Here is a 12,065-nt window from a genome sequence, read left to right on the forward strand (position 1 = left end):
CCTTCGGCGACACCTCCCCCACAGGGGGAGGGCCTTCAGCCCGCCTAAGCCGCCCGCACCCGGGTGATGACTTCCTCGTACAGGCTGGCCTTCTCGGCCCCCTCGAACGCCCCGTACTCGCACTTGGCCAGGATCGCGGCCGGCGGGAAGATCACGGGGTTGTCCTTGTATTCCGGCGGCATCAGCGCCTTGGCCGCCGCGTTCGGCGTCGGGTAGAGGATCGTCTTGGAGATCTCGGCCCCGGCCTTGGCGTCCAGCAGGTAGTTGATGAACTTGTGCGCGTTGTCCGGACGCGGCGCGCCCTTCGGAATGCACAGGGTGTCGGAGTTCAGCAGGCTGCCTTCCTTCGGGATCACGAAGTCCAGGTCCGGGTTCTCCTTCATCGCCTGGGCGATGTCGCCGTTGTACTCCAGCACCAGGTCCACATCGCCGGCCAGCAGCATGTCCTGGCCGTTGTCGTCGTGGAACGCCTTCACATAGGGCTTCTGGCGGATCAGCATCTTCTCGATCTCGGTGACGAGCTCGGGCGGGATGTTGTTGACGCTGTGGCCCTTGTACTTGGCGGCCAGGCGGATCAGGTCGGCGCTTTCCGACAGCAGGGCGATGCGGCCGTTATACTCGGCGCTGTCGAACAGGTACTTCCAGCTGTCGGGGACGCCCTTCACCTTCTTCTTGTTGTAGCCGATGCCCAGCACCAGCCAGGTGTAGGGCATCGAGTACTTCCGGCCCTTGTCGTAGTCGGGGTCGAGGAAGGCCGGGTCGATGTTCTTGATGTTGGGGATCTTGGCGTGGTCCAGCACCTCCAGCATGCCGGCCTGGCTCATGCGGGTGACGAACTCGTTGGACGGCACGATCACGTCGTAGCCGGCGTTGCCCGCCTTCAGCTTGGCGAACAGCTCGTCGTTGGTCGCGAACAGGCTCATGTTCACGTCGACGCCCGTGGCCTTCTTGAAGTCGTCCAGCGTCGTGTCGCCGATATAGGTGTCCCAGTTGTAGAAGTTCAGCTTGGCTTCCTCGCCGCCGGCCGTCTTGGCGGCCTCGCCGGCGGGCTTCTGGCCGCAGGCGGTGAAGCTGATGCCGATGGCCGCGGCGCCCATGGCCGTCAGCAGCGAGCGGCGGGTTCCCAAAACGCGATTGGAATGAATGCGGTTGGTGCTCATGACCTTGGTGTCTCCCCTCGAATTTGCGTGAACTTGCCTAGCGAGAAATCCAATGCGGCAGCGAAACGTCGATCCCGATATTGGCGGCGATCGTCAGTCCAACCCAGGCGGCGACGGCGATGAGCGCCACGATCGGAACCACGACGACAAGACGAGCGCGCGGGGTCGGCGTGGTTCCCATGTTCCAATCCTAGACCTGACCTTCGACCATCGACGTTTTTACTCCAGACCACCGGGCCAAGGCCCGTCGAAACCCTGGTTCGAGCGCCCCGCCGTCAGGCGTTGCGCAGATACCAGTCATAATCCAGCTGCGTGACCACCTCGCCGAAGCGCGCCTGCTCGGTGCGCTTGACCGAGACGAACATCTCCACGAACCGCTCGCCCAGATAGTCGCGCAGCACCTCGGACGCCTCGAACAGATTGACCGCCGCGTACCAGTCGGTGGGCAGGCGGATCTTCTCCTTGGCCGCGGCCGCGTAGCCGTCGCCGACCACCGCCGGGCCCGGATCGATCCTGTTGCTGATCCCGTGGTGGGCGCAGGCCAGCAGCGCGGCCAGCACCAGGTACGGATTGGCGTCCGCCCCGGCCACGCGGTGCTCCACATGGCGGGTCGGCGGCGGACCGGCCGGCACGCGCAGGCTGACCGTGCGGTTGTTGACGCCCCAGGTCGGGGCGACGGGCGCGTAGCTGTTGGCCTTGAAGCGGCGATAGCTGTTGGCGTTGGGCGCCAGGATGGCCATGCAGTCGGCCATCAGCGCCTTCATGCCGCCGATCGCGTGCCTGAGCAGGGGCGAGCCTTCGAGGTCGTCGGCCGCGCAGAGATTGTTCCCCGCCGCGTCGTTGAAGCTGACATGCACGTGGAAGCCGTTGCCGGCCTGGTCGGCCCAGGGCTTGGCCATGAAGGTGGCCTCGCAACCGTGCTTCAGGGCCACGCCCTTGGCGGCGCGCTTGTAGCGCAGGGCGTCGTCGGCTGCCTCCAGCGCGTCGGGCTTGTGCTTGAGGGTCAGCTCGACCTGGCCCGGGGCGAACTCGGAGATCGCCCCTTCCAGCGGCACGCCCAGCACGTCGCACACGTCCCACAGCTCGCGCAGGAACGGGGCGTGGGCCTCCAGCTCGGGCAGGCCGTAGACCTGGATGCCGTGCGGCCGCTCGCCGGTCTGGTGGGAGCGGGCCGGCAGCAGCTCGCCGCCCGGGCCGCGCACCTGGTCGACCAGGTAGTATTCCAGCTCGCAGGCCGCGACCGGCGTCAGGCCGTCGGCGGCGAAGCGGTCCAGCACGCGCTTGAGCACATGGCGCGGATCCAGGTCGTTGGCCGCGCCGTCCAGCTCGTACAGCGACAGCATGACCTGGGCCATGTCCGAACCCAGCCAGGGCGCCAGGGTCAGGGTCCCGGGCACGGGCCGCGCCCGGCGGTCGGCGTCGCCGTCCTCCCAGACCAGGCCGGTGTCCTCGCAGTCGGCGCCGTTGGTGTCGACCACCAGGATCGAGCCCGGCAGGAAGCGGCCGTAGTCGTAGACCGCCTGCAGCTCGTGGACCCGCAGCCGCTTGCCGCGCGGAACGCCGGTCATGCTGGTGAAGAACACGTCGACGTACTTCACCTGCGGATGGGCGGCGAGGAAGTCGCGGCATTCCTGGGGGTCGGCGACCATGGCAGTACTCATAAACTCAGTCCCTCGAGCGCCGCCGCGAACCCGTCGACCGCCGCGACCAGGCGGTCGATGGCGGCGTCCTCGGTCATCGGCGACACCAGCATCATGGTGTGGAAGGGCGCGATCAGCACCCCTCGGTTGATCAGCCACAGATGAAGCGCGGACAGCAGGTCCGGGTCCAGCGCCTCGCGCATGGCGGCGGCGTTTTTCGGCGGCGAGGGGGCGAAGACCAGCTCGACCCGCGCCCCGACATGGACCACCGACCAGGGCAGGCCGCGCACGGCGATCATCCCGCGCAGCGCCTCCATCAGCCGCTCGGCCCCGGCCAGCATCCGCGCGTAGGCGGCGTCGGTCATCACCTCGGCCAGCATGGCCCGCATGGCCGCCAGGGCCAGGGCGTTGCCCGACAGGGTGGTGCCGATGCCCGACTGGCCTGGTCCGACGCGGGCGGCGGCGACGTCCATCCGTTCGGACAGCTCGGCGGTCACGCCCCAGACCGCGGCCGGCACGCCGCCGGCGATGGCCTTGCCGACCACCAGCATGTCGGGCTCCAGCCCGTGGGCGCGGGCATAGCCGCCGGGGGCGGTCGAGATCGTGTGGGTCTCGTCGATGATCAGCAGCGTCCCGGCCTGGCGGGTCAGGTCGCGCATCACCTGCAGGAAACCCGGCTGCGGCAGGATCATCCCGCAATTGGTCATGGCCGGCTCGGCCAGCAGGGCCGCGACGTCGCCGGGGGCCAGGGCGGCGGCCAGGGCCTCGGGATCGTTGAACGGCACGACGCGGGTGGTGGCGGTGTGGTCGTGGACCTGGCCCAGCAGGCCGGGTTTCATCACCGGGACGCCGTCCTTCAGCGTCACGAACGCGTCGTCGACCATGCCGTGGTAGCAGCCGTCGAACACCAGAATCACGGGGCGTTCGGTCACGGCGCGCGCCCAGCGGATGGCGGCGCGGTTGGCGTCGCTGGCCGTGGTCGCCATCTGCCACAGCGGCAGGCCGAAGCGCTTGGCCAGCAGCCGGCCGACGATCACCGCCGACGCGGTGGGCAGCATGAAGCCGGTCCCCCGCTTGGCCTGGTCGGCGATGGCCCGCGCGACCGCCTCCTGGCCATGGCCGAACATGGCTGGCGTGTCGGCCAGGCAGAAGTCGTCGTACAGCAGCCCATCGACGTCCGTGATCTGGGCCCCAACGCCCTGGGCCGCGAAGATCGGACACGGGCTGGCCCAGTCGGTCATCCAGTGCATCGGCGCCCCGCCCCGCCAGACGTCGGCCGACTGCCGCGACATCGCGCACGAGCGTGGGTGCTCGGCGACGAAGCGGCGCAGCTCGTCCTGGATCAGGTCGGCGAGGATCGGGGCGTTGGCGGGTTTGGGGGTCATGGGGAGGCGCTCACCCCGATGACGCCCATCCCATTTTCAGCCGTCATTCCCGCCCTTGTGGCGGGAACCCCTCTATCCGCCGCAAGGGCAGAGGGGTGGCGCGCCAGCGCGCCAAAGCACTTCACCGTCGGCTGAACCAGGGGTTCCCGCCACAAGGGCGGGAATGACGGGCGTTTGGGGGAAAGGGCGGTGGATGACCTCATCCCCCCACCCCGCCAAAGCACAGGTACTTCGTCTCCAGATACTCGTCCAAGCCTTCGGAAGACCCCTCGCGGCCCAGCCCGGAATCCTTCACCCCGCCGAACGGCGCCACCTCGGTGGAGATGATGCCCTCGTTGATCCCCACCATCCCCGCCTCGATGGCCTCGGCCACCCGCCAGCAGCGGCCGACGTCGCGGCTGTAGAAGTAGGAGGCCAGGCCGAAGGGCGTGGCGTTGGCCAGGGCGATGGCTTCGGCCTCGGTCTCGACCTTCACGATCGGCGCGACCGGACCGAAGATCTCTTCCTGGAACAGGCGCATGTCGGGCGTCGCGTCGACAAGCACCGTAGGCTGCCAGAACAGCCCGCCCAGTTCGTGACGGTCGCCGCCGACCGTGGCCTTGGCGCCCTGCTCCACGGCCTCGCGCACCAGTTTCTCGACCTTGGCGATGGCCTTGTCGTTGATCAGCGGACCGATGGTCACGCCCTCGCCGGTACCGGGCCCGACCTTCATCGCCGCAACCTTCTCGGTCAGCCTTGCGGCGAACGCGTCGTGGATGCCCGACTGCACGATCAGCCGATTGGCGCAGACGCAGGTCTGGCCGGTGTTGCGGTACTTGCTGGCGATGGCGCCGTCGACGGCGGCCTCCAGGTCGGCGTCGTCGAAGACGATGAACGGCGCGTTGCCGCCCAGCTCCAGCGACAGCTTCTTCATGGTGCCGGCGCATTGGGCGTAGAGCGTCTTGCCCACCGGGGTCGAGCCGGTGAACGACAGTTTCCGCACCCGCGCGTCGTCGCACAGGGCCTTGCCGATGGCGCTGGAGTCCTTGCCGGTCACGACGTTCAGCACCCCGGCCGGCACGCCCGCCTCCACCGCCAGCCGGGCGATGGCCAGGGCGCACAGCGGGGTCTCGGCCGCCGGCTTGACCACCACGGTGCAGCCGCTGGCCAGGGCCGGGCCGACCTTGCGGGTGATCATGGCGATCGGGAAGTTCCACGGCGCGATGGCCGCGCACACGCCCACCGGCTGCTTGATCGAGACCAAGCGCTTGCCCGGCATCGGGCTGGGGATCGAGTGGCCATAGGCGCGCTTGGCCTCATCCGCGAACCAGTCGATGAACGCCGCCCCGTACGACACCTCGCCCCGCGACTCCGCCAGCGGCTTGCCCTGTTCGGCGGTCATCAGCCGGGCCAGGGCCTCGCCGTGGGCCAGCATCAGGTCGGACCACTTGCGCAGGATCGCGCCGCGCGCCTTGGCCGTCTTGGCGGCCCAGGCCGGGAAGGCGCGGTGGGCGGCCTCGATGGCGACCTTGGTCTCCGAAGCGCCCAGGTCCGCGACCTCGGCGATCACCGTCCCGTCGGCCGGGTTCAGCACCTCGAAGGTGGTTTCGCTCTCGATCCAGAGGCCGTCGATGAAGGCGGCGGTTTCGACGAGTTCAAGGGTCATGGGGTCACCTCAGCGTCACGGACACCGACTTCAGGTCGGCGTACTTGTGCAACGCGTGAAGGCTGCGGTCGCGACCGAAACCCGACTGCTTGAAGCCGCCGAACGGCATGGTGATGTCGCAGGCGTCCCAGCCGTTGATCCACACCAGCCCGGCCTTCAACTGGCGCGCCGAGGTCAGGGCGCGGTTGATGTCCGACGTCCACAGGCCGGCGGCCAGGCCGTAGACGGTGTCGTTGGCCAGGCGGATCGCCTCGTCCTGGTCCTTGAAGGTCTGCACGCCCAGCACCGGGCCGAACACCTCCTCGCGGGCCAGGGTGTGGTCGGGCGCCAGGCCGTCGAAGATGGTGGGTTCGACATAGAAGCCGCCGGTGTCCTGACGCACGCGCTTGCCGCCCAGCACGCGGCGATTGCCCTGGCTGTCGGCGGTGGCGATGTAGTCCAGGGCGGTGTTCATCTGCCGCTCGCTGACCATCGCCCCGAAGTTGGTCTCTGGATCCAGCGGATCGCCGGGGACCATGGTCCTGGCCACAGCGATCACCTTCTCGAGGAAGGCGTCCTTGATGCCGTCCTGCACCAGCAGGCGCGAGGCGGCGGTGCAGACCTCGCCCTGGTTATAGAACACGCCCCAGGCGGCGGCCTCGGCGGCGGCGTCCAGGTCGGGGCAGTCGGCGAAGACGATCTGGGGAGACTTGCCGCCCAGCTCCAGCGACACGCGCTTGAGGTTGCTGCGCGCCGAATATTCCATCAGCCGCCGGCCCACCGGACCCGAGCCGGTGAACGCGATCATGTCGACGTCCATCGACAGGGCCAGGGCCTCGCCGGCGACGCCGCCCAGGCCGGGGATCACGTTCAGCACCCCTGCCGGGAGCCCAGCTTCAAGGGCCAGCTCGCCCAGCTTCAGCGCCGTCAGCGGCGACTGCTCGGCGGGCTTCAACACGACGGAGTTGCCCATGGCCAGGGCCGGGGCGACCTTCCACATCGCCATGTGCAGCGGGAAGTTCCACGGCACGATCGCGCCGATCAACCCCAGCGGTTCGTGCACGGCCCACGACAGGCGGTCGATCGGCGAGGCGCCGACCTCGCCATAGATCTTGTCCAGCGCCTCGGCGTACCAGCGGGTGGTGCCGATCGACAGGGGCACGTCGACGGCCCGGGCGTCGCGGATCGGCTTGCCGGTGTCCAGGCTCTCCAGCAGGGCCAGGTCCTCGGCGTCGCGCTCCATCAGCTCGGCCAGCCGGAACAGCACCGCCTTCTTGGCGCGCGGACCCTGGTCGCGCCAACGGCCGTCCTCGAACGCGGCGCGGGCCGAGGCGACGGCGCGGTCGACGTCGACGGCCTGGCAGGCCGCGACCTGGTTGATCACCGTCCCATCACGCGGCGAGACGTTGTGGAACGTCTGACCCGACGCCGCATCGACCAACGCGCCGTCGATCACCGCCCGCCCGGGCAGCGACAGGCTCTTGAGGGCGTCGAAGATCGAGGGGGCGGTCACGCGGGGTGGCTCCAGAAACTGTGATCACAGTTTGCGTCGGGTGGGCGACTGTCAAGGTGGGGTTGTGCGGGGGTGACGTGGTTTGCCGAGGTTGCCCCTCCCCTAGCCACCGTCCCCCCAAGGCCCGTCATCCTCGGACTTGTTCCGAGGACCCCTGGTTCAACCTTGTTGCCGAAAGCAGGACGAGCGCGGCGATGGCGGCGCCCCATCCGTGAACGACAGCGCGGCGGCGCGAGGGGTCCTCGGAACAAGTCCGAGGATGACGGACGTTGGGGGTGCGAAAGATCGGAGCGCGCGCCCCTCACCGCCCCGCCTCCACCGCGACCCGCATCTTGTCCATGCCCTCGGACAAGTCCGCCGCGATGGCCCGGCGGGCGCCTTCGACGTCGTGGAGCTTCAGGGCCTCCACCGCCTCGACGTGGCGATCCGCCACGAGCCCGTCGGCGCCGATCCGGCCGAACACCACGCGCATGAACGGCCCGATCTGCAGCCACAGGCCGTTGGCCATGGCCAGCAGCACCTCGGCGTCGGCGCGTTCGTAGATGGCGAAGTGGAAGTCGTGGTTGGCGGTCATGTAGGCGTCGACGTCGCCCAGCTTCAGGGCGTCGTCGACGGCGGCGTCCAGCTCGCGCAGGCGCTTGACCAGGGCGGCGTCGACATGGGGCGCGGCGCGGGCCGCCAGCTCGGGCTCGATCCACAGCCGGGCCACCGACAGTTGCTCCAGCCGGGCCCCGGTCAGCGACGGCACGCTCAATCGCTTGTTGGCCGGATTGATCGCCAGGGCCCGCTCGGCCACCAGCCGCCGCACGGCGTCGCGCACCGGCATCGGCGACACGCCCAGCTCGGCGGCCAGGCTGCGCAGACTGACCCCGACGCCCGGCGCGATGCGGCCGGTGATCAGGGCCTGGCGGATGGCCTCGTAGACCTGGTCGTGGACGGCCTGGCTGTCGGCGAGGGGTTTGCGGGGTTTTGGCTCAGACACGCTGCCTTCCCCTCAAAAGGTCATTGGACCTTGCCAGGAGACCTCCAATCGCGATCACAATGCAAGGCCTCTTGGGCAAGCCTGATCCGGAGTTCCGCCATGCCCGATTTCGGCGCCAACGACCTCGACGCCTTCTGGATGCCGTTCACGCCCAACCGGCGGTTCAAGGCCAATCCCCGGATGCTCAGCCGCGCCGAGGGCATGCACTACGCCACGCCCGACGGCCGCCAGATCCTGGACGCCACCTCGGGCCTGTGGTGCGTCAACGCCGGGCACAACCGGCCGAAGATCGTCGAGGCGATCCGCCGCCAGGCCGGCGAGATGGACTACGCGCCCAGCTTCAACATGGGCCACCCGGCGGCCTTCGCCTTCGCCAGCCGCATCGCCCAGATCACCCCGCCGGGGCTGGACCGCATCTTCTTCACCGGCTCGGGCTCGGAGTCGGTCGACACCGCCCTGAAGATCGCCCTGGCCTACCACCGGGCCCGCGGCAAGGGGACCAAGACCCGGCTGATCGGCCGCGAGCGCGGCTATCACGGCGTCGGCTTCGGCGGCATCTCGGTGGGCGGCATCCCCAAGAACCGGATGTATTTCGGTTCGCTGCTGACCGGCGTCGACCACCTGCCCCACACCCACGGCGTGGCGGGCAACCTGTTCTCGCAGGGCCTGCCGAAGAACGGCGCCGAGCTGGCCGACGCGCTGGAGGCCATCGTCGCCCTGCACGACGCGTCCAACATCGCCGCCGTGATCGTCGAGCCGGTGGCCGGCTCGACCGGCGTTCTGGTGCCGCCGGAGGGCTACCTGCAGCGGCTGCGAGCGATCTGCGACAGGCACGACATCCTGCTGATCTTCGACGAGGTGATCACCGGCTTCGGCCGGGTGGGCGCGGCCTTCGCGGCCGAGCGCTTCGGGGTGATCCCGGACATGATCTGCATGGCCAAGGGCCTGACCAATGCCGCCGTCCCAGCCGGGGCCGTGGCGGCGTCGGAGGGCGTCTACCAGGCGATGATGGACGGCGCCGACGCCCCCATCGAGCTCTTCCACGGCTACACCTATTCGGCCCACCCCCTGGCCTGCGCGGCGGGCATGGCGGCGCTGGAGGTCTATCAGGAGGAGGGCCTGTTCGCCCGGGCGCTGGAGATGGAGCCCTACTGGCGGGCGGCCGTGCATTCGCTGAAGGACGCCCGCCACGTGATCGACATCCGCGACTTCGGCCTGATCGCCGGGATCGAGCTGGAGCCGAGGCCCGGCGCCCCGACCGCCCGGGCGATGGCCGCGTTCGAGACGGCGTTCGACAAGGGCCTGCTGATCCGGGTGACGGGAGACATCATCGCCCTGTCGCCGCCGCTGATCATCGAGAAGGCGCAGGTGGACCAGGTGGTGGAGACGATCCGGGCGGTGTTGGCGGGGGTGGACTAAACCCTCTCCCGGAGGGGAGAGGGAGGGACCCGCGACGCACTCGTGGGAGGGTGAGGGGTGACGCCCTCACCGATTTCACATAGCGCCCTGCCGGCACGCCGTCGGACGGTTTACCCCCTCACCCTCCCAAGCTTTGCTTGGGCCCCTCCCTCTCCCCATGGGAGAGGGTATAAGGGGCGATGACCTTTACCGACGTCCCCGCTCTTAAACCCAAGCCCGCCCCGATCAGCGCCAACGCCCTGATCCTGATCGCGATCTTCACCGCCCTGGCCTTCGCCCTGGCGCGGATGCCCGACCCGCCCGGCGTGCTGACCTTCGCCTTCGTGGTGGTGGGCTGGATCCTCAGCGTGGTGGTCCACGAGTTCTGCCACGCCTTCGTCGCCCACAAGGCCGGCGACCACACGATCGCCGAGAAGGGCTACCTGACCCTGGACCCGCTGAAATACACCGACCTGTCGACCAGCCTGCTGCTGCCGCTGGTCGCCCTGGCCATGGGCGGGATCGGCTTTCCCGGCGGCGCGGTCTATCTGCGCGACGACCTGATGCGCAGCAAGCGCGGCCGGGCCCTGGCCTCGCTGGCCGGGCCGCTGGGGACGCTGGGCGTGCTGATCGGCCTGGTCCTGTGCCTGGCCGCCGACCGGGCGTTCGGCGTCGAGACCAGCCCGTTGTCGCGCGCCGCCGCCTTCCTGGCCTTCCTGCAGGCCTTCGCCCTGGTGCTGAACCTGCTGCCCCTGCCCGGCCTGGACGGCTTCGGCGTGATCCGCCCCTACCTGCCGGTCGCCGTCCAGCAGCAGGCCGCGAAGTTCGGCGGCCTGGTGTTCATCGGGCTGTTCCTGGCGATCTTCCTGGTGCCGCCGGTCAACGACGCGCTGTTCAGCGTGGTGGTGTCGATCACCGACCTGTTCGGCGTCTCGCGCCCGGACATCGGCGCGGGGTACCGGGCGTTCCGGTTCTGGGAAACGCTCTAGGCCGCGCTGAGCTTCGGAGCCGCCGTCACCGCGGGGCGAAAGGTGGCGGCCGGCTTCTGCTCCTCCGAGGTCTGGACCAGGCAGCCGTACCAGCCCATGCCCGTATAGGTCTCGTAGCCCGGGGTCAGGGCGTAGCCGATGGTGCGGGCGCCGTCGGCGTAGCTGCCCATGTCGCCGCCGGTGGTGTCGAGCTTGAAGGTCTCCTCCAGCACGCCCTTGCCGTCCGAGCTGGCCAGCACCCGGTGGTTCTGGTCGAGCAGCAGCACGCGCGAGCGGGCCTTCTCCTCGTCGGTCAGGCGCACGCCGTCGACCACCGCCTGGGCTTGGGGCTTCCAGTCGAAGTGGACGCCCAGCACGCCGATCACCTTGCCGCCCGCCTGGCCGCCCTCGCGGATGGCCGTGGCGTAGGTGGCGACCGGGGCGTCGTTCAGCGCCTTGACCCGCTCGATGTCGCAGACCGTGAAGTCGTCGCCCGACTTGGTCCGCATGGCGTTCCTGAACCACTCGGTCTCGGCCACCGACACGGTCTTGGCGGCCGGATACTTGTCGGGGCGGCCGCTGGCGACCACCCGGCCGGTGGGGTCGGCGATCCAGAGGTCCAGATAGACGGTGTAGGCGTCGAGGATCACTTTCAGACGCTGGCTGGCGTAGGTGGCGGCTTCGCGCGAGGGCGCGGCCACGCAGTCAACCACGGCGCTGTCGGTGGCCCACCAGCGCACGTCGCAGGTGCGCTCATAGAGGTTGCGGTCAATGATCTCGATGGCGTTCAGCGCCAAGTCGGCCAGGCGCTGGCCGCGCAGGTGGCCCAGGATCGCGCCGCCGATCTTGGTCAGTTCGTTCAGGTCGGCGCGCACCTGGCTCTCCAGGGCGGCGGCCACCACGTCGATCTGAGTGGAGATGGTCTTGAACTCTTCGGCCACGATCGCGAAGCCGCGCCCCGCCTCGCCCGCGCGCGCGGCGACGATCAGGGCGTTGATGGCCAGCATCTTGGCCGAGCGGTTGACGTAGGCGATCTCGCCGATCTTCTCGCCGGCCACGGCGGACAGGCGCTCGCTGAGCTCCAGAATGCGTTCTGGGCGGAGACTGGCGTCTTCGTCGGCCATGAAAGGTTTCCCCCGAAACCGGCAGCGGGATGCGAACAGCCGAATCACTCGCCAGACAAGCGAGAATGACACCAGTGTCAGCTTTCGGGGATGGGGGTCGGACAATCCGTCGCGCCTTTTCGCGCCTTTCGTGGCACAGGCCCTGTGGATATGTTCAGTTATGAGGCAATCTTTGCCTCATTAATCATCAATGCTCGACAGCGTTGTCATGCGCCGGTCACCGCAAAGCCTTGCCGTAAGCCAATGACACCGGTGGACAGGATTTCGTGGA

10 protein-coding genes are annotated in these 12,065 nt (G+C 69.2%); 2 read left to right on the plus strand and 8 right to left on the minus strand.

Translation table 11 applies throughout. The annotated features are described in order from the left end of the window. Positions 1-44 precede the first annotated feature (44 nt). The 7 genes from AC1DYP_RS04945 to AC1DYP_RS04975 form a co-directional block, all read right to left on the minus strand. Complete coding sequence (locus tag AC1DYP_RS04945; RefSeq protein WP_477045378.1) at positions 45-1,160, minus strand: ABC transporter substrate-binding protein; 1,116 nt, start codon at positions 1,158-1,160, stop codon at positions 45-47. Positions 1,161-1,197: 37 nt separating this feature from the next. Further along, the gene (locus AC1DYP_RS04950; RefSeq protein ID WP_477045379.1) at positions 1,198-1,341 is read right to left on the minus strand and encodes a hypothetical protein; all 144 of its coding nucleotides are present in this window, start codon (positions 1,339-1,341) and stop codon (positions 1,198-1,200) included. A gap of 94 nt (positions 1,342-1,435) precedes the next feature. Further along, complete coding sequence (locus AC1DYP_RS04955; protein WP_477045380.1) at positions 1,436-2,809, minus strand: glutamine synthetase family protein; 1,374 nt, start codon at positions 2,807-2,809, stop codon at positions 1,436-1,438. 8 nt (positions 2,810-2,817) lie between these two features. Beyond that, entirely contained in the window at positions 2,818-4,185 is a 1,368-nt protein-coding gene (locus tag AC1DYP_RS04960) for an aspartate aminotransferase family protein (protein ID WP_477045381.1), read from the minus strand. Positions 4,186-4,384: 199 nt separating this feature from the next. Next, on the minus strand, positions 4,385-5,830 hold the full coding sequence (locus AC1DYP_RS04965) for an NAD-dependent succinate-semialdehyde dehydrogenase (protein ID WP_477045382.1): 1,446 nt from the start codon (positions 5,828-5,830) through the stop codon (positions 4,385-4,387). A gap of 4 nt (positions 5,831-5,834) precedes the next feature. Further along, complete coding sequence (locus AC1DYP_RS04970; protein ID WP_477045618.1) at positions 5,835-7,337, minus strand: aldehyde dehydrogenase; 1,503 nt, start codon at positions 7,335-7,337, stop codon at positions 5,835-5,837. A 286-nt stretch (positions 7,338-7,623) separates the two neighbouring features. Then, on the minus strand, positions 7,624-8,304 hold the full coding sequence (locus AC1DYP_RS04975) for a GntR family transcriptional regulator (protein WP_477045383.1): 681 nt from the start codon (positions 8,302-8,304) through the stop codon (positions 7,624-7,626). 99 nt (positions 8,305-8,403) lie between these two features. On the opposite strand from AC1DYP_RS04975, the gene aptA reads away from it, so the two are divergent. Together aptA and AC1DYP_RS04985 are read left to right on the plus strand one after the other, a co-directional pair. Continuing rightward, positions 8,404-9,723, plus strand: coding sequence for an omega-aminotransferase AptA (gene aptA / locus AC1DYP_RS04980; protein ID WP_477045384.1), 1,320 nt, complete (start codon positions 8,404-8,406; stop codon positions 9,721-9,723). A gap of 179 nt (positions 9,724-9,902) precedes the next feature. Beyond that, a complete protein-coding gene (locus AC1DYP_RS04985; protein ID WP_477045385.1) occupies positions 9,903-10,691 on the plus strand; it encodes a site-2 protease family protein in 789 nt (262 codons plus the stop codon). On the opposite strand, the gene AC1DYP_RS04990 is transcribed toward AC1DYP_RS04985, so the two are convergent. Next, positions 10,688-11,794, minus strand: coding sequence for a cache domain-containing protein (locus AC1DYP_RS04990; RefSeq protein ID WP_477045386.1), 1,107 nt, complete (start codon positions 11,792-11,794; stop codon positions 10,688-10,690). The two genes, AC1DYP_RS04985 and AC1DYP_RS04990, sit on opposite strands and share 4 nt — an antisense overlap. Between the last annotated feature and the right edge of the window lie 271 nt (positions 11,795-12,065).

It is taken from the genome of Caulobacter sp. P1_D6 (genome assembly GCF_056406095.1).

Bases quoted from the DNA above. Each gene is read 5' to 3' on its own strand.
- AC1DYP_RS04955 (WP_477045380.1), bottom strand. From the start codon at position 2,809: ATGGTCGCCGACCCCCAGGAATGCCGCGACTTCCTCGCCGCCCATCCG.
- aptA (WP_477045384.1), top strand. From the start codon at position 8,404: ATGCCCGATTTCGGCGCCAACGACCTCGACGCCTTCTGGATGCCGTTC.
- AC1DYP_RS04950 (WP_477045379.1), bottom strand. From the start codon at position 1,341: ATGGGAACCACGCCGACCCCGCGCGCTCGTCTTGTCGTCGTGGTTCCG.
- AC1DYP_RS04945 (WP_477045378.1), bottom strand. From the start codon at position 1,160: ATGAGCACCAACCGCATTCATTCCAATCGCGTTTTGGGAACCCGCCGC.
- AC1DYP_RS04960 (WP_477045381.1), bottom strand. From the start codon at position 4,185: ATGACCCCCAAACCCGCCAACGCCCCGATCCTCGCCGACCTGATCCAG.
- AC1DYP_RS04985 (WP_477045385.1), top strand. From the start codon at position 9,903: ATGACCTTTACCGACGTCCCCGCTCTTAAACCCAAGCCCGCCCCGATC.
- AC1DYP_RS04990 (WP_477045386.1), bottom strand. From the start codon at position 11,794: ATGGCCGACGAAGACGCCAGTCTCCGCCCAGAACGCATTCTGGAGCTC.
- AC1DYP_RS04965 (WP_477045382.1), bottom strand. From the start codon at position 5,830: ATGACCCTTGAACTCGTCGAAACCGCCGCCTTCATCGACGGCCTCTGG.